Source organism: Streptomyces sp. NPDC053474 (genome assembly GCF_044544845.1).
Taxonomy (GTDB): domain Bacteria; phylum Actinomycetota; class Actinomycetes; order Streptomycetales; family Streptomycetaceae; genus Streptomyces.
The window spans coordinates 575,101-595,047 of the sequence record NZ_JBITXV010000004.1 but is presented as its reverse complement, the minus strand read 5'-3'; the positions used below and the strand labels follow the sequence as shown (position 1 = coordinate 595,047).

Genomic DNA, 19,947 nt, shown 5'->3' with positions numbered 1-19,947 from the left:
CACACCCCCCACCCGCCAGGAGACGGACATGCCGCAGACACCCCATGCCGAAAACCGGAACGACACCACCCGGAACGCCGACCGCCGCACCGGACGGGCCCGTTGGCTCGTGCCCGCGGCCGCCGCCACCGCCCTCGCCACCACCGGCGGCCTGCTCCTCTTCTCGCCCGCCGACGCGGCCGAGAAGGAGGGCGTCGGGCGGGCCGCGTTCTCCGCCGTCGCCGTGGGCGACATCGCCGAGCAGTGCACCAAGAGCGACAGCAAGTGCGCGCACCCGAAGACCGCGGCCCTGGTGCAGCAACTCAACCCGAGCTTCGTGATGACCATGGGCGACAACCAGTACGACGACGCCCGCCTGAAGGACTTCCAGAAGTACTACGCGACCACCTGGGGCGCCTTCAAGAACAAGACGAAGCCGGTGCCGGGCAACCACGAGACGTACGACCCGGCGGGCGCGCTCAAGGGCTACAAGTCCTACTTCGGATCCGTCGCCTACCCCGACGGCAAGAGCTACTACAGCTTCGACCAGGGCAACTGGCACTTCGTCGCCCTGGACTCCAACAGCTTCGACGACCGGGCGCAGATCGACTGGCTCAAGCGCGACCTCGCCGCCAACGGCAAGAAGTGCGTGGCGGCCTACTTCCACCACCCGCTGTTCTCCTCCGGCGAGCACGGCAACAACCCGGTCAGCAAGCCCGTCTGGAAGCTCCTCCAGGGCGCGAAGACGGAGCTGGTGCTCGGCGGCCACGACCACCACTACGAGCGGTTCGCGCCGCAGGACGCGGACGGGGACGCCGACGCCTCGAACGGGATCGTCGAGGTCATCGCCGGGACCGGCGGCGCCAACCCGTACAAGATCGAGGAGGTGCAGCCGCACAGCCAGAAGCGGATCACCAACACCTACGGCGTGGTGAAGATCGACTTCGCCGACGACGGGTTCTCGTGGAAGCTCATCGCGACGGACGGGTCCACGAAGGACAGCAGCCCCGCCTACTCCTGCCACTGACGCCGGACCTGGTGCCACGCCCATGTATCTGGCCACCACCGACGCGGTCGCCACGGCCGCGGACGGCCGCCGCGCCCGCGGCCGCGTCACCGGCCCCGTGCTCGCGCTCGGCGCCGTCAGCCTCGTCACCGACATCTCCTCGGAGATGGTCGCGGCCGTGCTGCCGCTGTACTTCGTCCTGGGCCTGGGGCTCTCACCGCTCCAGTTCGGCTTCCTCGACGGGCTCTACAACGGCGTCACCGCCGTGGTCCGCCTCGTGGGCGGGTACGTCGCCGACCGGCGCGAGCGGCACAAGCTCGTCGCCGGCTCCGGCTACCTCCTGTCGGCCCTGTCCCGGCTCGGCCTGCTGCTCGCGGGCGGGGCCACCGCGGGGATCGGCGCCGCCATCGCGGCGGACCGGCTCGGCAAGGGCGTGCGCACCGCCCCGCGCGACGCGCTGATCTCCCTGCACAGCCCGCCGGACCAGCTCGGCCGCGCCTTCGGCGTGCACCGGGCGATGGACACCACGGGTGCGCTGCTCGGCCCGCTCGCGGCGTTCGCGCTGCTGTGGGTCACGGCGGACGCCTACGACGCCGTGTTCATGGTCAGCTTCTGCTGCGGGCTCTTCGGGGTGCTGCTGCTCGTCGCGTTCGTGCCCGGCCGGGAGGCGCCGCCCCCGGCCGCCCGCCGGGCGCGCGGCCCCTCGGCGCCGCGCCTCGCCCTCGCGCTCCTGCGCCACTCGGGCTTCCGGCGGGTCTGCGGCGCCGCCGCGCTGCTGGGGGCCGCGACGGTCGGCGACGCCTTCCTGTACCTGCTGCTCCAGCGGCGGCTCGACTTCGCGGAGAGCTGGTTCCCGCTGCTCCCGCTCGGCACCGCCGCCGTCTATCTGCTGCTCGCCGTGCCCGTGGGAAGGCTCGCCGACCGGTTCGGGCGGCGCGGGCCCTTCCTCGCGGGCCACGGCGCGCTCCTCGCCGCGTACGCCCTGCTGCTCCTGCCGACCGGCGGACGGCCGCTGCTCGTGGGCGTGCTGCTCGCCCTCGGCGTGTTCTACGCCGCCACCGACGGCGTGCTCATGGCGCTCGTGACCCCCTTCGTGGAGCCGGACCAGCGGGCCAGCGGCATGGCCGTCGTACAGACCGGCCAGGCGCTCAGCAGGCTCGTCGCCGCCGCGGGCTTCGGCGCCGCGTGGACGCTGTGGGGCATCGGCACCGCGCTGACCTGCGCGGCGCTCGCCCTCACGGCGGCGATCGCGGGCGCGGCCGCGCTGCTGCCCCGCGCCGACGACCCCCACGGCACGCCCCGACGGAGGACGACCCGACCATGACCCGCCCGCGCCCGCTGACCCTGTCCACCCGGCCCCGCGTCCTCGCCGTCGCCCTGGCCGCCGCCGTCCTCGCCACCGTCGCCGTCACCTACACCGTACGGGCCGCGCGCGAGGCCGAACCCGCCGTCACCACCTCCGAGTTCGCCCTGGACCAGGGCCAGTTGTACTTCCGCTCGACCCAGGCGGGAGCGGGCCGCGTCGCCCGGCTCCCGCTCGCGGGCCGGGGCCCGCGCACCACCGGCGGGCCGACGTGCGAGCGCTTCTACGCGGCCGGGGGCACCGGCCTGTGCCTCCTGCGCCGCCCGGGCATCCCGCCCAAGGCGTACGCCGTCGTCCTCGACAGCGAGCTGCGCGAGAAGCGGCGCATCGCCCTGACCGGCATCCCGAACCGGGCGCGCGTCTCGGCGTCGGGGCGGATGCTGTCCTGGACCATGTTCGCCACCGGCGACTCGTACTCGGGCGGGGGCGGCTCCTTCTCCACGCGCACCTCGATCCTGGACACCCGCACCGGCTATCTGATCAAGAACATGGAGGAGATCCCGCTCACCCTCGACGGCCGCCGCTACCACTCCCCCGACGTCAACTACTGGGGCGTCACGTTCGCCCGCGACGACAACCGCTTCTACGCCACCGTCTCGACGAAGGGCAAGACGTACCTCGTCCGCGGCGACATGCGAAAATGGGCCGCCGAGGCGCTGCGCGAGAACGTCGAGTGCCCGTCGCTGTCCCCCGACAACACGCGCCTGGCCTTCAAGAAGCGGGTGCGCGGGGGCACCTCGGACCCGTGGCGCCTGTACGTCCTGGACCTGCGCACCCTGCGCGAGCACCCGCTCGCCGAGCGCCGCTCCGTCGACGACCAGGCGGCGTGGCTCGACGACGGCACCCTGGCCTACGCCCTGCCGGGCCGCGAGGGGCGCAAACAGGACATCTGGACCGTTCCCGCCGACGGCTCGGGCCGCCCCGAACTGCGCGTCCCGGGCGGCAGTTCCCCCGCGGCGGTGCGCTGAGACCGCGTACGCGACAGCCCGAAGCGCCGCGGTCCCGCGGAAATTGAGGTGCGCGCGCCCCCGCGCACCTCGCACGATGCCCCCATGACCCCACACCGCACCGTCGTACCGTCCCTCTTCCCACCCCCCGGATACGCCCACTCCGTCGTCGTCGAAGCCGGTACGCGGCTCGCCTTCATGGCGGGCTCCGTGCCCCTGGACGCCGAGGGCGCCCTGATCGGCGAAGGCGACGTCGCCGCGCAGACCCGGCAGGTCGTCGCCAACCTCGACGAGGCCCTGCGCGCCATCGGCAGCGACCTGTCGCAGGTCGTCGCGAGCACCGTGTACGTCGTCGGGCACGAGCCCGGCGTGCTGACCGAGGCCTGGGAGGTCGTCCGCGCCTCGGGCCTGCTCAGCACCGAGCCGCACACGTCCACGCTGCTCGGCGTGACCGTCCTCGGCTATCCGGGCCAGCTCGTGGAGATCACCGCCACCGCGGTGGTGCCCGACGCGTGACCGCCACCCTGCGGGCCGCCACCGCCGAGGACGGCGCCGCCGTGGCGGAGGTCTATCTGCGCTCGTACGACACCGCCCTGCCGACCGTGCGCCGCGCCCACACCGACGACGAGGTGCGGGCGTACATCCGGCACGTGGTGATACCGCGCGGCACCACGTGGGTGGCCGAGGCGGCGGGCTCGGTCGTCGGGATGATGGTCCTGGACGGCGAGCAGCTCGGCCAGCTCTACCTCGACCCCGCCTGGCGCGGCCGGGGCATCGGCGACCGCTTCGTCGCCCTCGCCAAGGAGCGCAGCCCGGGCGGCCTGACCCTCTGGACCTTCCAGGTCAACGCGCCCGCCCGGAGGTTCTACGAACGCCACGGCTTCACCGCCGCCCAGTGGACCGACGGTGACAACGAGGAGGGCGAGCCGGACGTGCGCTACGACTGGCGGCCCTGACCCCGCGCGCCCGGGCCGCGCCGCGCCGTCAGATGCGGGAGTTCCGCGCGAGTTCCAGCGCGTACCTCGGCCACCAGCCCCCGGCCACGGGCCCGCCCCGGCAGATCCCGTCGGACTCGCCGGGGCGCTTCACCCACAGATAGGCGTCGACGGCGGGGACGCCGGTGCGGGTGGTGGGGGCGGTGCCGAGGGCGCGCCCCGGCGGGTTGCACCACGGCTCGACGCCCGCGTACGGGCCGTTGCCGTTGCGGCTGGAGTCGATGACGAAGTGCGGGTCGCCGCCGAGCGCCCGCGCGAGCCGGTGCCCGTACTCCGCGCTGACCGCGTCGGTCTGGAAGTTGGACACGTTCAGGGCGAAGCCGTCGGCGCGGTCCACGCCCGCCCGCCGCAGCGGGGCGACGAGCCGCCGCACCTGCGGGATCCAGGTGGCGTTGCCCGCGTCGACGTACACCTTGGTGCCCGGCTGCCGCTTGAGCCGGTCCACCGCGTAGGCGAGCAGTCCGTACCGCTCGTCGGTGTCGGCGCCCACGCAGCCCGCCACCGCGAGGGCCACGGCGTCGGGTTCGACGATCACGTACGCGCCGTGCGACCCGAGCCCGGCCGCGAAGCGGTCGATCCACGCCCGGTAGTGGGCCGCGTCGCGCGCGCCACCGGCGGAGTAGGCGCCGCAGTCGCGGTCCGGGATGAAGTACGTGACGAGCACCGCGGTGCGCCCCGCCGCGGCGGCCCGCTCCACGAACGACCGCACCACCGGCTCGGGCCCGTCCTTGCTCAGCCACTCGGCCTGCGGCCGCACCGCGATCCGGGACATCGCCCAGGCGTCGGAGAACCGCCCCTGCCGCAGCCACGCGCTGGCCTGCCGCGCGGCGCTGGTGTCCGGGTTCACCCAGAAGGAGACGTCGGCGCGCGGCGCCCCGGCGTCGGGCGGCGGGACGGCGGCCAGTGCGCACAGGCCGAGCACGGCGGCGAGGACACTGCGGACGATGGCCTGGGACGGCATCCGGGCTCCCGGGAGAGATTCAGCCCGTCCGGCGTGTGAGGACGAGGCCGAAGGCCGACGAACGGGGTCCAGGGGGCGAAGCCCCCGGCTTCGGGAAGGGGCGGGTTGGGGGAGAGAGGCCCCGTCACGTCACCGCCGCCCCCAACGCAACGAACCCGCAGATCAGCACCAACAGGATCGCGAGCAGCGGCCACACGAACCGCAGGTACCGGTCGTAGCCCACCTTCGCCAGGGCGACGCCGCCGATGGTCACCGCGGTGGTCGGCACCCACAGGTTCATCCACCCGCTGGCCGCCGCCCAGGCGGTGACGACGACCGACCGCGACACCCCGGCGAAGTCCGCGAGCGGCGCGAGGATCGGCATGGCGAGCGTGGCGTGCCCGGACGTGGACGGGATCAGGAACGCGAGCGGCAGGTTCACCACGAACACGATCACCGCGAACACCCCGGACGACGTCCCCTTGACCACGCCCTCGATCGAGTGCAGGACGGTGTCCGTGACCCGTGAGTTGTTCATGATCACGGTGACGCCCCGGGCCAGGACGATCACCAGGGCGGGCGAGATGAAGTCGGCCGCGCCCTGGATGACGGTCGCGCTGAGCTTCTGCTCGCCCATCCGCGCGACCAGGCCCACGAGCACCGCCGCGCACAGGAACAGGGCGGCGAGCTGCGGGAAGGACCAGTCGAGTTCGAAGCCGTACGGCTTCGCGTCCGCGTCCCCGGTGAGCGCGCTCGACCACGGCACCACCGAGAAGATCATGAAAGCGAAGACCAGGGCGACGACGACCAGGATCGCCTTGTGCAGCCCGGTCAGCTCGGGCACCTCGGCGTCCGTGCGCCCCGCGCCCTGAGTCTGCTCGCGGTCGCCCGGCAGGAACCCGCTGAGCGAGCGCTCGGGGTCGCGCCGCACGCGCCGCGCGTACCAGACGACGTACGCGACCGTCACCCCCGTGAGCACCAGCCACATCGCGAACCGCAGCACGATGCCGTCGCCGAGGGAGATGTCCGCCGCCGAGGAGGCCACGCCCGTCGCGAAGGGGTTGACCGTCGAGCACAGCACGCCGACGCCCGCGCCCAGGATGATCGCGCCGACAGCGGTCATGCGGTCGTAGCCGAGGGCCAGCATCAGCGGCACGATCAGGCCGTAGAAGCCGAGCGTCTCCTCGGCGAAGCCCTCGACGGTGCCGAGGACGGAGAACACCACCATGACGCCCGCGATGAGCAGCGCGCCGCGCTCGCGCAGCCGGTGGGCGAGCCGCCCGATGCCCCGGTCCAGGGCGCCGGTGGCGAAGACGACGGTGATGAACGCGCCGATCGCGAGCACGAAGAGGAACACGCCCGCGCTGCCGTACAGATCGCCGGTCAGATCCGGGCCGACCTGCCCCGACGCGGTGTCCTGGATGCCGTACAGGCCGTTGACGGGCGCGAGGAACAGGTCGTTGAGGCGGTCCACGAAGGACTGGTCGCCCGCGACGCGGTGGTAACTGCCCTGGACGGGGGCGCCCTTGGCGTTGCGGTCGTACTCGCCCGACGGGATCAGGAAGGCGAGCAGCCACACCGCCACGGTGACGACGGCGAGCACGGTCAGGGCACTGGGGAAGGTGAACTTCCGCTTCCTGGCGGGCTCTTCGGGCGCGGGGGCGGGCGGGGGCGCGGGCGGGGACGCGGTCATGCCGTGCCTCCCGTCCGGTCACCGGCGCGGAAGCCGTCCGCGTACTCGCGCACGAAGGCGCCCATGGCCACGACGGTGTTGCGCAGCTCGGAGAAGAGGACGCGCTCGTTCGGGGCGTGCAGATTGCACATGCTGTCCTGCGCGCCGAAGAGGAGCACCTCCGCGCCGGGCGCCGCCGCGGCGAGCCCGTTGACCAGCGGGATCGAGCCGCCCGTCGCCACGTACGAGGCGTCCGCGCCCCACGCCTCCTTGAGGGCGGCGAGCGCCGCGCGGTAGGCGGGACCGCCGGTCGTGGCCTCGTAGCCGGGCCCGGTGTCGCCGGGCGTGACGGTCAGCGGGACGCCGAAGGGCCTGAGGGACCGCAGGTGCTCGACGAGCGCGTCCCGGGCCTCGCGCGGGTCCTGGCGCGGATGGAAGCGCAGGTTCAGCTTCGCCCTCGCGTGCGGCACGACCGCCGAAGCGGCGTGCTCCACACCGGGCGCGTCCAGGCCGATCACGGTGATCGCGGGCCCGCTCCACAGCCGCTCGCCGAGGCCGCCGCTGCCGATCAGCGGCACGCCGTCGCGCACGCCCGCGAGGTCGCGGAACTCCTCCTCGGTGTACGAGGTCCCGGTCCACTCCTCGCGGCGCAGGCCCGCCACGGCCACGTCGCCGTGGACGTCGTGGAGGGTGGCCAGGGCCTTGAGCAGGACGAGCAGCGCGTCGGGCGCGGCGCCGCCGAACTCGCCGCTGTGGCGCGGCTCGTCGAGGGTGCGCACCTCGACGACGACCTCGGCGGCGCCGCGCAGGCCCGTGGTGAGGGTGGGGGTGCCGGGGCGGAGGTTGCCGAGGTCGGCGATGACCATGGCGTCGCAGGCGAAGCGGCCGGGGTCGGTGGGCGGATAGCCGTCGAAGGCGCTGCCGTACTCCTCCTGGCCCTCGACGACGATCTTCACCCCGACGGGCGGGCGGCCCCCGTACGCGCGCAGCATCCCGAGGTGCGCGATGACGTTGGACTTGTCGTCGGCGATGCCCCGGGCACGCAGGCCCCCCTCGACGGGCGTCGGCTCGAAGGGCGGCGACCGCCACAGCCTCTCGTCGCCGGGCGGCTGCACGTCGTAGTGGCCGTACAGCAGGACGGTCGGGGCGCCGGGGTCGGGCGGCGGGATCTCGCCGTAGACGACCGGGGCGGTGTCGGGCAGGTCGATGCGCTCGACCGCGGGCACACCGGCGTCCCGCAGCAGCGCGGCGACCAGGTCGTGGGCCTCCTCCACGGGCCCGCTCGGAAACCCGGGGAAGGCGATCGAGGGGATCGACGACAGCCGTACGAGGTCGGCGTGCAAGCCGTCCATCAGGCCGTCGACCGTGGTGGCGAGCTCTTCGGGCGTCATGGGCAGCACCTCGGGGTCAGCTGTCATGCGTGATTTGCCGTGATGATCCCGAATTATCGGGTGCGGTGGCTCGCGGATTCCGGACGGCTCGCCGTGCGCCCGGGCCGCCCGCACCGATGCCGCACTAAGGTCGACCCATGGCTTCGGAGACTTCGGGAGGCGACGCGACGGGCAACGCCGTGCGCGTCGACAGCTGGATCTGGTCGGTACGCCTGGTCAAGAGCCGCTCGATGGGTGCGGCCGCCTGCAAGGGCGGTCACGTGCGGGTCAACGGCGAGCGCGTGAAGCCCGCGCACGGCGTGAAGCCCGGCGACGAGGTCCGGCTTCGCCAGGCCGGGGGCCGCGAGCGGATCGTGATCGTCAAGCGCGTGATCCGCAAGCGGGTGGGCGCGCCCGTGGCGGTCGAGTGCTACGTGGACAACAGCCCGCCCCCGCCGCCGCGCGAGGCGGTGGCCCCGGCGGGCATCCGCGACCGCGGCACGGGGCGCCCCACGAAGCGGGACCGCCGCGAACTGGAGCGCCTGCGCGGCGCCCCGGGTCTGCCCCCGGGCCCCTGACCCCCATCGGCGCTCCGCGCCTCGTCCTCAATCGCCGGACGGGCTCCCTTCCTCCCGCACGCCGGTATGCCGCTGCGGGACGCGTCAAGCCCGTCCGGCGATGGAGGACGAGCGCGCCAGCGCGATGAAGGGGCGGCCGGGCACCGGAGCTACAGCCGGAACCAGCCGTGGCCCCCGTACCAGTGGCCGCCCGCCCGCAGATGGTCGCCGACGGCCCGTTCCAGGCGGGTCCGCCGCGGCAGCCCGGCCACCGGCAGGTCCCGGTCGCCGAAGACGAAGCCGATCGGCACGGTGTCGTCGGGCTCTTCGTCTCCGTACGTCGTGGCGTGCCGGAAGCGGTCCTGGAAGCGCACGATGTTCGCCTCGGCGGGCAGATACCGCTTCAACTGCGGGTCGAGCAGCCACGAGTGGCACACCGCGACCTCGTAGCGCTCCTGGGGGAAGTGGCGCGGGAAGAACTCCCGGGCGAGCGCCACCGAGCGGTCGCAGGCCTCGGGCGACAGCGGACCGTGGAAGTCCGGTATGTGCACGCTCAGACACAGGTCCCCGGGCCCGAGGTCCAGACCGGCCCGCGCGACGGCCTCGCCCATGCGCGCGCCGAGCCGCGCCCGCTGGAACTGCAGCCGCCCCAGCTGGTAGAGCTCGCCCCGGAAGTGCAGCGCGTTCCAGGAGGGCACCGGCACGCCGCGGCCCCCGTGCCCCCTGCGGTGGACGGCCATGTGCCGCCCGAGGTCGGCGAGGGTGCGGCGGGCCACGCCCTCGGGTATGCCGCGACGGCGGTGGTACGCGCGCACGTACGGCAGCGCGGCGAGGAACACGAACACGTAGAAGCAGCTGCCCAACTCGCCCAGCTCCTCGGGCAGCACCGGCATGCGGGGCTGCGCCCCGGGCTCGCCCAGGTCCCGCACGAGCGCGTCGACGCACCGCTGAAGGAGCCACCGGGTGTCGTCGTGCCCGAGCACGTGCGCGCGCAGCGCCACGATCTCGTTGACGTCCTCGTGGGGCACGGCCAGGTCGAAGAGGACCTCCGTCAGCTCCTCGCCCTCCGGCAGGACGGCGGCGGCCCGCGGCTCCCCCGCGTCCGCCAGCTCCTTCAGCCACGCGGCGAGCCCCTCGTCACTCTCCGCCGCGGCCCGCAGCACGTCCAGCACAGCCCCACCTACCCCTCGGTCGCCCCTTCCGCTCCGCCCGTGCCGGGAGGACCCTGGAAGGAGGAGATGACGTCCGATGCGCACAGGCAGTGAACCGGTCACGGCACGCAGCCCCTTGCGCATGCGCTTCTGGTTCAGCGTATGGGGCCTGGTCTGGGCCACCGCGGGCACGGTGGCCTTCGCGCTCGCCGGGCGCCCCGGCTGGGCCGCGGCGTGCGGCGTGCTGTGGGTGGTGGTCACCGTGGACATGGCGCTCGTCCTGCGCCACATCCGGCAGGGGCCGCACTTCCAGCCCGGACGCGACGTACCGCCGTACGAGCCGCCGCGGACCTGAGCGCACCCGCGCCCCGCGCCGGGTCCTTCACGCGCCGCGGCCGGGGCCGTCCGTGTCGTCGAACCGCGCCGCCGCCAGGTAGTCCGGCTGCGGGTCGAGCGCCGCCGCGAGCCGGAAGTGGCGGCGTGCCTGGTCGGGCCGCAGGGCGCGCTCATAGGTGCGGGCGAGCGCGAAGTGCGCGAACGCGTTGTCCGGCTCGCGCTCCAGGACGATGCTGAACTCCAGCTCGGCCGCCCGCAGTTGGGCGGAGGCGAAGAAGGCGCGGGCGCGCAGCAGACGCGCCGCCGTGTTCTCCGGATGGGCGGCGATGACCGTGTCGAGGAGCTTCACCGCGCCCCGAGGATCCCGGGCGGCGAGGAGCTGCTCCGCCGCGCGGAAGTCGATGACATGGCTCTCCGGGCTGCTTTCGGGCACGCCGGACTCCTTCCCTCGCCTCTGTGCGTTAACGCCCCGGGGGCGTGCGCATATTCCCCTACGATCGCACCGACGGCCCGGCGCCCCGAGCTGCCTCCGCCGTGCCGCCTACACCACGACGGCGAGGACGAGCCCCGCGAGCACCAGGCCCGCGCCCGCCCCCACGAACGCCCAGTCGAGGCCGCGCCGTTCGCGCCCGAGGACCACCACCTCGCGGGGGTCGTCGGCGTCGTACAGGATCGGCACCCGCTGCCCCGCCCGCAGGGGCCGTCTGCGGCTCACCGGCACCGGCGAGGGGACCTCCACGACCTGCCCGTCCGCCGTCTCGAACTGGAGCGCGGGGCGGTCGGCGCCCTGCCGCACCGCCTTGACGAGCGCCTCCGCCCCCTGTCCCGCCTCGGTGACGCGGCGGGTTCGGTCCAGGCCGTACGCGCCTGCGAGCAGCGCCACGAGTCCGCCCACTACGGTGAACGCCGCCCATACGGCCATGCCCACCCGCCCTTCGTCGATCGTCTGCGGGTCTGTTGTGGCTGGTCGCGCAGTTCCCCGCGCCCCTACGGGGCGCTCCCCCCGCTCAGCCCGCTCCATGTCCCTACGGGGCGCTCAGTCCACCCGCGCGCGTTTCTGAAGGTCCTGCCAGACGGCTGTTACGCGTGGGGGCAGGGCGTCCAGGGGGCCGTCGTTGTTGATCACGATGTCGGCGATCTCCAGGCGCTTCTCGCGTGTGGCCTGGGCGGCCATCCGGGCGCGGGCGTCGTCCTCGGTCATGCCGCGCAGCCGTACCAGGCGGTCGAGCTGGGTCGCGGGGCTCGCGTCGACGACGATCACCAGGTCGTACAGCGGCGCGAGCCCGTTCTCGGTGAGCAGCGGCACGTCGTGCACCACCACCGCGTCCGGGGCGGCCGCCCGCTCCAGCTCGGCCGAGCGCGCGCCCACCCGGGGGTGCACGATGCCGTTGAGCGTGGCCAGCTTCGCGGCGTCGGAGAAGACGATCGCCCCGAGCTTGGGCCGGTCCAGGGAACCGTCCGCGGCGAGGACGTCCGCGCCGAAGGCCTCCACGACCTCGGCGAGCCCGTCCGTGCCGGGCGCCACCACCTCGCGCGCGATGCGGTCGGCGTCGATCAACACGGCCCCGGACGCGACGAGCAGCCGCGACACCTCGCTCTTGCCGGCGCCGATACCGCCGGTCAAACCCACCTTCAGCATGACCGGCAGCTTAGGCCCTGCCGTCAGCCGTCGCCCTCCCGCTCCGCGAGGAAGCGCTCGAACTCGCGGCCGATCTCGTCCGCCGACGGGATCTCCACGGGCTCGGCGAGCATGTTGCCCCGCGACTCCGCGCCCGCGGCGGCGTCGTACTGGTGCTCAAGTCCCTGGACGAGCGCGACCAGTTCCTCGTCGCCCTCCTGGATCTGGCGGTCGATCTCGGTCTGGGTGCGGTGGGCCTCCGTGCGCAGCGCGTGCGCGGCCGAGGGCAGCACGAGACCGGTGGCGGCGGTGATCGCCTCCAGGACGGTCAGGGCCGCGTCGGGGTACGCCGACCGGGCCACGTAGTGCGGCACGTGCGCGGCGACGCCGAGCACGTCGTGCCCCGCCTGCGACAGGCGGTACTCGACGAGCGCCTCCGCGCTGCCGGGCACCTGCGCCTCGTCGAAGGGGCTGGCGTGGCCCGGCACCAGGTCGGTGCGGTTGCCGTGCGGGGTGAGGCCGACGGGACGGGTGTGCGGGACGCCCATCGGGATGCCGTGGAAGTTCACCGAGAGCCGCACGCCGAGCCGTTCGACGATCTCCTTGACGGCGGCGGCGAAGCGCTCCCACTCGATGTCCGGCTCGGGGCCGGAGAGCAGCAGGAAGGGCGCGCCGGTGGCGTCCTGGAGCAGCCGCACGTCGAGGGTGGGCTCCTCGTAGTCGCTCCACCTGTCGCGCTGGAAGGTGAGCAGCGGGCGCCGCGCGCGGTAGTCGACGAGCCGGTCGTGGTCGAAGCGGGCCACGACCTGTCCGGGAAGGTTGTCCACGAGCCGCTCGACGATCTGGTCGCCGGTCTCGCCCGCGTCGATGTATCCGTCGAAGTGGTAGAGCATGACAAGACCGGCCGACTCCTGGGCAAGCGCCATGTCGACGACCGCGAGCCCCTTGGGCTCCCACGCGTACAAACCCTGCGGATCAAGCACAGTGACCGCTCCTCCTCGTGTTCATAGAGCAGAACGCGCCGTGGAGGGCGGGCATTCCCGCCGTCGGCGATCGCGTGCGCACCTGAGCAGTTAGGGTCCGGGTACGACGCAGCGAAGGGGGCACCCGTGGCCAAGGTCAACATCAGTCTCGACGCGGAACTGGTAGTGGAGGTGATGGTCCTGGCCGGAGTGGGCTCCCCACAGGACGCCGTCGAGGCCGTCGTACGCGACTACATCGCGCGGGGCCACCGCACGGAAGCGCGCACCGGGCGCACGGACCAGAGCCTGCGCGACGCGGAGCCGAGGGCGCGCGAAGAGCAGGGCTGACGCGCCCCCGCCGGAGCGGCGGACCCGACACCTCGCGATGTTCCTATCCGTGAACTAGGCCCAGGAGGCGCCGAGTTCACGGCTTTCGCATGTCCCCACACGCCAGTTCACCCACCTTTGGCCCAGACCTTGACGCGCACATGCCCCACCTCTACCGTCTCGAAGCAGTTCAGCGTTCAGCATCCCGCCCAGCATTCATGTACACGAACCCGCTTCGTCCGTTCACGGGAAGGGACCCCCATGCGCACGCGCTCCCTGCTCGCCTCCGTCCTGGCCGCCGTCACCGCCACGGGCGGCCTCGCCCTCACCGCGCACGCGCGGCCCGGGGCGCCCGCCCAGGCCATCGAGGTCTCCACGGCCGCCCAGCTCAAGGCGGCCCTCGCCGCCGCGGCACCCGGCGACACGATCCACCTCGCCGACGGCACCTACTCCGGGAACTTCAAGTCCACGACCGCCGCGCGCTCCGACGCCCGCATCACCCTGACCGGCTCCCCCAAGGCGGTCCTGACCGCGGGCGGCGGCTACGGTCTGCACCTCGACGGGGCCTCGTACTGGACGGTCAAGGGCGTCACCGTCACCGGCGGCCAGAAGGGCATCATGATCGACTCCGCGCGCGGGGTCGTGGTGGACGGCGTGACGGTCCACGGCCTGGACATGGAGGGCGTGCACTTCCGCACGTCGAGCCCCGACGGCGTCATCAAGAACTCCCGCGTCTACGACACCGGCAACGACGGCCGGGGCATGGGCGAGGGCGTGTACGTGGGCTCCGCGAACACCCTCTCCGACCGGAGCGACAACGTGTCGATCCTGGACAACGTCATCGGCCCCGACGTGGGCGGCGAGGCCGTCGACCTGAAGGAGGGCACACGGGGCGGCCGCGTCGCGGGCAACACGTTCGACGGCAGGGGCCTGACCGGCAACAACTACGACGACTCGTGGATCGACGTGAAGGGCAACGGCTACGTCATCGAGAACAACACCGGCAAGAACACCACGAACAACGGCTTCGAGACGCACACGCAGCAGTCCGGCTGGGGGTGCGGCACGGTGTTCCGCGCCAACAAGTCCGACCTGACCGGCGCGACGGGCGACAAGCAACTGGCGATCAACGTGACGAACCAGAACGGGTCCTGTCGGACGACGGTCTACGCCAGCAACACGGTCAAGGGCGGCAAGGGCCTGACCAACGTCCCGGTCACGCCGTAACAGCGCCCCTCAGGGAGGCGCCCGAAGGGGCGCGGGGCTGTGACGATCTGCGGCTCCGCCGCGTGGGCGCGCCCAGCCCCAACGGACCGGCAGCCAGAGGAAAACGCGCGGCGGGCCGCACCCCAAGTTGGGGTACGGCCCGCCGTTTCAGCTAGTGATAGCTAGAGCTTCAGCTCTGGCCACCCGCAAGCTTCTCGCGAAGAGCGGCCAGCGCCTCGTCCGAAGCCAGCGCGCCGGAGGTGTCCGCACCCTCGGAGGAGTACGAACCGCCGCCGCCACCGGAGGCGGCCGGAGCCGCAGCCGCGGCGTCGCCGCCCTCGGCCGCCGCCTGGGCGTCGGCCTCGCGGGACTTGATGACCTGAGCCTGGTGCTGCTCGAAGCGCTGCTGCGCCTCGGCGTACTGGGTCTCCCACGCCTCGCGCTGGGCGTCGAAGCCCTCCAGCCAGTCGTTGGTCTCCGGGTCGAAGCCCTCGGGGTAGATGTAGTTGCCCTGGTCGTCGTAGGACGCGGCCATGCCGTACAGGGTCGGGTCGAACTCGACCGACGCCGGGTCGGCACCGAAGGACTCGTTGGCCTGCTTCAGGGACAGCGAGATCCGGCGACGCTCGAGGTCGATGTCGATGACCTTGACGAAGATCTCGTCGTTGACCTGGACGACCTGCTCCGGGATCTCCACGTGGCGCTCGGCCAGCTCGGAGATGTGGACCAGACCCTCGATGCCCTCGTCCACGCGGACGAACGCACCGAACGGAACCAGCTTCGTGACCTTGCCGGGCACGACCTGGCCGATCTGGTGGGTGCGGGCGAACTGCTGCCACGGGTCTTCCTGGGTCGCCTTCAGCGACAGGGAGACGCGCTCGCGGTCCATGTCGACGTCCAGGACCTCGACCGTGACCTCCTGGCCGACCTCGACGACCTCGGAGGGGTGGTCGATGTGCTTCCAGGACAGCTCGGAGACGTGGACGAGACCGTCGACGCCACCCAGGTCCACGAAGGCACCGAAGTTGACGATGGAGGAGACGACGCCGGAGCGCACCTGACCCTTCTGGAGGGTGGTGAGGAAGGTCTGGCGGACCTCGCTCTGGGTCTGCTCCAGCCAGGCGCGGCGGGACAGGACCACGTTGTTGCGGTTCTTGTCCAGCTCGATGATCTTCGCCTCGAGCTCCTTGCCCACGTAGGGCTGGAGGTCGCGAACACGGCGCATCTCGACCAGGGAGGCCGGGAGGAAGCCGCGGAGGCCGATGTCGAGGATGAGACCACCCTTGACGACCTCGATGACGGTACCGGTGACGATGCCGTCTTCTTCCTTGATCTTCTCGATGGTGCCCCAGGCACGCTCGTACTGGGCGCGCTTCTTCGAGAGGATCAGGCGACCTTCCTTGTCCTCCTTCTGGAGAACCAGGGCCTCGATCTCGTCACCAACCGCGACGACCTCGTTCGGGTCGACGTCGTGCTTGATGGAGAGCTCGCGGCTCGGGATGACGCCTTCGGTCTTGTAACCGATGTCGAGCAGGACCTCGTCCCGGTCGACCTTCACGATGACGCCGTCGACGATGTCGCCGTCGTTGAAGTACTTGATCGTCTCGTCGATCGCGGCGAGGAAGGCTTCCTCGTTACCGATGTCGTTGACCGCAACCTGCGGGGTGGTGGCGGTGGTCTCGGTGCTGCTCGTCATGTGGGAAAGGGCTCCGGTACGGACATTGAAGTCGTAGGTACTGCATACGCCGGAGCCCGTTTCGCTCTGCAGAAGCCGGACAGCTTAGGAGACGCTGGCTTCCGGATCCCGAAGGAAACGGAAAGCGCCTCGACAACCGAGGGGACATACATACAGACGCGAGCGCAGCCTGCTATGTCTGAGGAACGCAAGCTCGCAGCGCAACTTGTAGCATACGGGGGCCGCCCGACAGGGTCAATGCGCGAAGGCGCACACCCGGGGCGGAACGCCGCATACCCGGCACAAATCCAGTTCCATGAGGCCACACCGGCCGCAGCGCGCTCTGCCGCGTCGCCTTCCGGACGGCGGCGCCCGCAGCGTACCGACGAGGGAGCAGATCATCCAAGAGCCCGACACGTCCGAGCCCGAGGCCACCCGTCGCGACTCCGGCGTCACCGAGAGTGTGCGCGCCAATCGGGGCTGGTGGGACCGGAACGCCGACGAGTACCAGATCGAGCACGGCACGTTCCTCGGTGACGACCGCTTCGTCTGGGGCCCCGAGGGGCTCGACGAGGTCGAGGCGGAGCTGCTCGGCCCGGCGGAGGCCCTGAAGGGCAAGGACGTCCTGGAGATCGGCGCGGGCGCCGCCCAGTGCTCGCGCTGGCTGGCCGGTCAGGGCGCGCGGCCCGTGGCGCTCGACCTCTCCCACCGCCAGCTCCAGCACGCGCTGCGGATCGACGGCGGCCGGGTGCCGCTGGTGGAGGCGGACGCGGGCGTGCTGCCCTTCGCGGACGGCTCCTTCGACCTGGCCTGCTCCGCGTACGGGGCGCTGCCGTTCGTCGCGGAGCCGGTGCGGGTGCTGCGGGAGGTGCGGCGGGTGCTGCGGCCCGGCGGGCGGTTCGTGTTCTCCGTGACGCACCCGATCCGCTGGGCGTTCCCCGACGAGCCGGGCCCCGAGGGCCTGTCGGTGGCTGCCTCGTACTTCGACCGCACGCCGTACGTCGAGCAGGACGACAGCGGCCGCGCGGTCTACGTCGAGCACCACAGGACGCTCGGCGACCGGGTCCGTGACGTGGTCGCGGGCGGTTTCCGCCTGGTGGACCTGGTGGAGCCGGAGTGGCCCGCGTGGAACACCCAGGAGTGGGGCGGCTGGTCCCCGCTGCGCGGGAACCTGATCCCGGGGACCGCGATCTTCGTGTGCGAGCGGGACTGACGTTCCACCGGGGGCCCGGTGGGCGTCCGCCGGGCCCGTAGGACACTGGGGGGAGCGGACGGCCGCCGGGTCCGTACGACACTGGGGGCGTGATCCGTGACGCCGCCCTGAACCTGCCCGTGCGCGAGGCGCTGCCCGCGCTGCGCGCCGCCCTCGACGGGCCCGGAGCCGCCGTGCTGTGCGCGCCGCCCGGCACGGGCAAGACCACCCTGGTGCCGCTGGCCCTCGCGGGCCTCACGGAGGGTGAAGGGCCGGTACGGCGCGTGGTCGTCGCCGAGCCCCGGCGCATCGCGGCACGCGCCGCCGCCCGGCGCATGGCGTGGCTCCTCGGCGAGAAGGTCGGCCGGACCGTCGGCTACACGGTGCGCGGCGAGCGCCTGGTCGGCCCCCACACGCGCGTGGAGGTCGTCACGACCGGCGTCCTGCTCCAGCGCCTGCAACGGGACCAGGAGCTGGCGGGCGTGGACGTCGTCGTCCTGGACGAGTGCCACGAGCGGCACCTGGACGCGGACACCGCGGCGGCCTTCCTGATCGACGTGCGCGAGGCGCTGCGCCCGGAGCTGAAGCTGGTGGCGGCGTCCGCGACGACGGACGCCGAAGGCTGGGCCCGCCTCCTGGGGGACGCGCCGGTGGTGGAGGCGGCGGGCGTCGCCCACCCCGTGGAGGTGGTGTGGGCGCCCCCGACGACCCCGGTGCGGCCGCCGCACGGGCTGCGTGTGGACCCCGCGCTGCTCTCCCACGTCGCCGCGGTGGTGCGGCGGGCGCTGCGGGAGCGCGCGGGCGACGTGCTGTGCTTCCTGCCGGGCGTCGGCGAGATCGGCCGCGTGGCCGGGCAGCTGGCCGGGCTCGCGGACGTGGAGGTCCTCCAGGTGCACGGGCGCGCCCCGGCCGAGGTGCAGGACGCGGTGCTCGCCGGGGGCGAGCGACGGCGCGTGGTGCTCGCGACCTCGGTGGCCGAGTCGTCCCTGACGGTGCCGGGGGTGCGGGTCGTGGTCGACTCGGGCCTGGCCCGCGAGCCGCGCGTGGACCACGCGCGCGGGCTCAGCGCCCTGACGACGGTACGGGCCTCGCAGGCGGCCGGGCGCCAGCGGGCGGGGCGGGCCGGGCGCGAGGCGCCGGGCGCGGTGTACCGCTGCTGGACCCCGGCGGAGGACGGGCGCCTGCCGCGGTTCCCCGCCCCCGAGATCAAGGTCGCGGACCTGACGGCGTTCGCCCTCCAGGCGGCGTGCTGGGGCGACCCGGGCGCCGGGGGGCTCGCGCTGCTCGACCCGCCGCCCGGTGGCGCCATGGCGGCCGCCCGCGAGGTCCTGACCGCCGTCGGGGCGGTCGACGCGGACACGGGCCGGGCCACGGAGCGGGGCCTGCGGCTTTCCCGGATGGGGGTCCACCCCCGGCTCGCACGCGCCCTCCTGGACGCCGCGCCGCGGGTCGGCGCCCGGCGGGCCGCGGAGGCGGTGGCGCTGCTGAGCGAGGAGCCGCCCCGAGAGTACGGCGACGACCTCGCGGCGGCCCTGCGCGGCGCCCGGCGCGGGGGCGACGGATACGCAGGGCGGTGGCGCACGGAGGTGTCCCGGCTCACGGCGGCCGTGGGCTCCGGGGCTTCCCGGCCGCCCGCCGGTGACGCGGCGGCGAAGGCGCCGGGGGACGACGCCGTCGTCGGGCTCGTGGCCGCCCTCGCCTTCCCCGAGCGCGTCGCCCGGCGCGCGGCGGACGGGACGTATCTGATGGCGGGCGGCACCCGGGCCGAGGCGGGCCCGGGCTCCGGGCTCGGCGGGGCGCCCTGGGTGGCCGTGGCGGTGGCCGACCGGCCCGTCGGCGCGGGGCACGCGCGCGTACGGCTCGGCGCGGTCGTCGACGAGGAGGTCGCGCGGGCCGCCGCCTCCTCCCTGTACGCCGAAGGGGACGAGGTCGCCTGGGCAGAGGGGGACGTGGTCGCGCGGCACGTGGCGCGGCTCGGCGCGGTGGAGCTCGCGGTGCGGCCCCTGCGGGACCCCGACCCCCGACGCGTACGGGACGCGCTGCTCGACGGCCTGCGGCGGGAGGGCGTGGCGCTGCTGCGCTGGAGCAAGGACGCCGCCGCGCTGCGGGACCGGCTGCGCTTCCTGCGGCTGCACCTGGGCGAGCCCTGGCCCGACGTGTCCGACGCGGCGCTGCTCGCCGCGCCCGACGCCTGGCTCGAACCGGAGCTCGGCCGGGCCCGGCGCCGCGCGGACCTGGCCCGGATCGAGGCGGGGCAGGCGCTGACGCGACTCCTTCCGTGGGCGGGCGGCGAGGCGGTGCGCCTGGACGAGCTCGCGCCGGAGCGCGTGGAGGTGCCGAGCGGCTCCCGGGTCCGGGTGGACTACACGGATCCGGAGCGGCCGGTTCTGGCGGTGAAGCTCCAGGAGCTGTTCGGGCTCGACGACACGCCCCGGGTGGCCGGGGTGCCGCTCCTCGTGCACCTCCTGTCGCCCGCGGGGCGCCCGGCGGCGGTCACCGCGGACCTGGCCTCGTTCTGGCGGGACGGCTACCGCTCGGTGCGGGCGGAGCTGCGCGGCCGCTATCCGAAGCACCCGTGGCCCGAGGACCCGGCGCGGGCCACGCCCACGCGGCACACCAAGGCCCGCCAGGAGCGCGCCGAGCGGGCCTGA

General features: G+C 73.7%; 20 protein-coding genes. 11 read left to right on the top strand and 9 right to left on the bottom strand.

What is annotated here, in order from left to right; translation table 11 throughout:
* Positions 1 to 28 precede the first annotated feature (28 nt).
* The 5 genes from ACIG3E_RS12580 to ACIG3E_RS12560 all read left to right on the top strand — a co-directional run bounded on the left by ACIG3E_RS12580 (position 29) and on the right by ACIG3E_RS12560 (position 4,251).
* Positions 29 to 1,006 (top strand): metallophosphoesterase family protein, encoded by a 978-nt coding sequence (locus ACIG3E_RS12580; RefSeq protein WP_399614682.1) that lies wholly within the window; start codon positions 29 to 31, stop codon positions 1,004 to 1,006.
* Positions 1,007 to 1,028: 22 nt separating this feature from the next.
* On the top strand, positions 1,029 to 2,309 hold the full coding sequence (locus tag ACIG3E_RS12575) for an MFS transporter (RefSeq protein ID WP_399614680.1): 1,281 nt from the start codon (positions 1,029 to 1,031) through the stop codon (positions 2,307 to 2,309).
* Complete coding sequence (locus ACIG3E_RS12570; RefSeq protein ID WP_399614678.1) at positions 2,306 to 3,316, top strand: TolB family protein; 1,011 nt, start codon at positions 2,306 to 2,308, stop codon at positions 3,314 to 3,316. Before ACIG3E_RS12575 ends, ACIG3E_RS12570 begins: the two co-directional genes overlap by 4 nt.
* Positions 3,317 to 3,400: 84 nt before the next feature.
* Positions 3,401 to 3,811: a RidA family protein gene (locus ACIG3E_RS12565; protein WP_399614675.1), complete on the top strand. Its 411-nt coding sequence runs from the start codon at positions 3,401 to 3,403 to the stop codon at positions 3,809 to 3,811.
* Positions 3,808 to 4,251 carry a GNAT family N-acetyltransferase gene (locus tag ACIG3E_RS12560; RefSeq protein WP_399614673.1) on the top strand — a complete coding sequence of 148 codons (444 nt, stop codon included), beginning with the start codon at positions 3,808 to 3,810 and terminating at the stop codon, positions 4,249 to 4,251. The genes ACIG3E_RS12565 and ACIG3E_RS12560 overlap by 4 nt, the downstream gene beginning before the upstream one ends.
* A 28-nt stretch (positions 4,252 to 4,279) precedes the next feature.
* Here ACIG3E_RS12560 and ACIG3E_RS12555 read toward each other — a convergent pair whose 3' ends face one another.
* The 3 genes from ACIG3E_RS12555 to ACIG3E_RS12545 form a co-directional block, all read right to left on the bottom strand.
* A complete protein-coding gene (locus ACIG3E_RS12555) occupies positions 4,280 to 5,251 on the bottom strand; it encodes a glycoside hydrolase family 6 protein (protein WP_399614670.1) in 972 nt (323 codons plus the stop codon).
* Positions 5,252 to 5,375: 124 nt separating this feature from the next.
* Entirely contained in the window at positions 5,376 to 6,923 is a 1,548-nt protein-coding gene (locus ACIG3E_RS12550) for a YfcC family protein (RefSeq protein WP_399614667.1), read from the bottom strand.
* Positions 6,920 to 8,320, bottom strand: coding sequence for a M20/M25/M40 family metallo-hydrolase (locus ACIG3E_RS12545; RefSeq protein ID WP_399614665.1), 1,401 nt, complete (start codon positions 8,318 to 8,320; stop codon positions 6,920 to 6,922). The genes ACIG3E_RS12550 and ACIG3E_RS12545 overlap by 4 nt, the downstream gene beginning before the upstream one ends.
* Before the next feature lie 110 nt (positions 8,321 to 8,430).
* On the opposite strand from ACIG3E_RS12545, the gene ACIG3E_RS12540 reads away from it, so the two are divergent.
* Positions 8,431 to 8,850: an RNA-binding S4 domain-containing protein gene (locus ACIG3E_RS12540; protein ID WP_399614662.1), complete on the top strand. Its 420-nt coding sequence runs from the start codon at positions 8,431 to 8,433 to the stop codon at positions 8,848 to 8,850.
* 149 nt (positions 8,851 to 8,999) lie between these two features.
* Here ACIG3E_RS12540 and ACIG3E_RS12535 read toward each other — a convergent pair whose 3' ends face one another.
* The gene (locus tag ACIG3E_RS12535; protein WP_399614659.1) at positions 9,000 to 10,001 is read right to left on the bottom strand and encodes an acyltransferase domain-containing protein; all 1,002 of its coding nucleotides are present in this window, start codon (positions 9,999 to 10,001) and stop codon (positions 9,000 to 9,002) included.
* Positions 10,002 to 10,077: 76 nt separating this feature from the next.
* Here ACIG3E_RS12535 and ACIG3E_RS12530 point away from each other — a divergent pair, with 76 nt between their 5' ends.
* Complete coding sequence (locus ACIG3E_RS12530) at positions 10,078 to 10,335, top strand: DUF6343 family protein (RefSeq protein WP_399614657.1); 258 nt, start codon at positions 10,078 to 10,080, stop codon at positions 10,333 to 10,335.
* Between the two features lie 27 nt (positions 10,336 to 10,362).
* Here the strand turns inward: ACIG3E_RS12530 and ACIG3E_RS12525 are convergent, their stop codons facing one another.
* The 4 genes from ACIG3E_RS12525 to ACIG3E_RS12510 all read right to left on the bottom strand — a co-directional run bounded on the left by ACIG3E_RS12525 (position 10,363) and on the right by ACIG3E_RS12510 (position 12,917).
* A complete protein-coding gene (locus ACIG3E_RS12525; RefSeq protein WP_242716612.1) occupies positions 10,363 to 10,749 on the bottom strand; it encodes a tetratricopeptide repeat protein in 387 nt (128 codons plus the stop codon).
* 108 nt (positions 10,750 to 10,857) lie between these two features.
* A complete protein-coding gene (locus ACIG3E_RS12520) occupies positions 10,858 to 11,238 on the bottom strand; it encodes a DUF3592 domain-containing protein (RefSeq protein ID WP_399614654.1) in 381 nt (126 codons plus the stop codon).
* A gap of 114 nt (positions 11,239 to 11,352) precedes the next feature.
* Positions 11,353 to 11,955, bottom strand: a complete 603-nt coding sequence (coaE, locus tag ACIG3E_RS12515) for a dephospho-CoA kinase (RefSeq protein WP_399614652.1) — start codon at positions 11,953 to 11,955, stop codon at positions 11,353 to 11,355.
* Between the two features lie 23 nt (positions 11,956 to 11,978).
* On the bottom strand, positions 11,979 to 12,917 hold the full coding sequence (locus ACIG3E_RS12510; RefSeq protein ID WP_399614649.1) for a PAC2 family protein: 939 nt from the start codon (positions 12,915 to 12,917) through the stop codon (positions 11,979 to 11,981).
* A gap of 126 nt (positions 12,918 to 13,043) precedes the next feature.
* Between ACIG3E_RS12510 and ACIG3E_RS12505 the strand changes: the two genes are divergently transcribed.
* Positions 13,044 to 13,244 (top strand): type II toxin-antitoxin system VapB family antitoxin, encoded by a 201-nt coding sequence (locus ACIG3E_RS12505; RefSeq protein ID WP_399614648.1) that lies wholly within the window; start codon positions 13,044 to 13,046, stop codon positions 13,242 to 13,244.
* Between the two features lie 240 nt (positions 13,245 to 13,484).
* Positions 13,485 to 14,450: a right-handed parallel beta-helix repeat-containing protein gene (locus ACIG3E_RS12500; protein ID WP_399614645.1), complete on the top strand. Its 966-nt coding sequence runs from the start codon at positions 13,485 to 13,487 to the stop codon at positions 14,448 to 14,450.
* Between the two features lie 169 nt (positions 14,451 to 14,619).
* Here the strand turns inward: ACIG3E_RS12500 and rpsA are convergent, their stop codons facing one another.
* Positions 14,620 to 16,125 (bottom strand): 30S ribosomal protein S1, encoded by a 1,506-nt coding sequence (rpsA, locus tag ACIG3E_RS12495; RefSeq protein ID WP_138959141.1) that lies wholly within the window; start codon positions 16,123 to 16,125, stop codon positions 14,620 to 14,622.
* A gap of 295 nt (positions 16,126 to 16,420) precedes the next feature.
* On the opposite strand from rpsA, the gene ACIG3E_RS12490 reads away from it, so the two are divergent.
* Entirely contained in the window at positions 16,421 to 17,317 is an 897-nt protein-coding gene (locus ACIG3E_RS12490; RefSeq protein ID WP_399614641.1) for a class I SAM-dependent methyltransferase, read from the top strand.
* 89 nt (positions 17,318 to 17,406) lie between these two features.
* On the top strand, positions 17,407 to 19,947 hold the full coding sequence (hrpB, locus tag ACIG3E_RS12485; RefSeq protein ID WP_399614638.1) for an ATP-dependent helicase HrpB: 2,541 nt from the start codon (positions 17,407 to 17,409) through the stop codon (positions 19,945 to 19,947).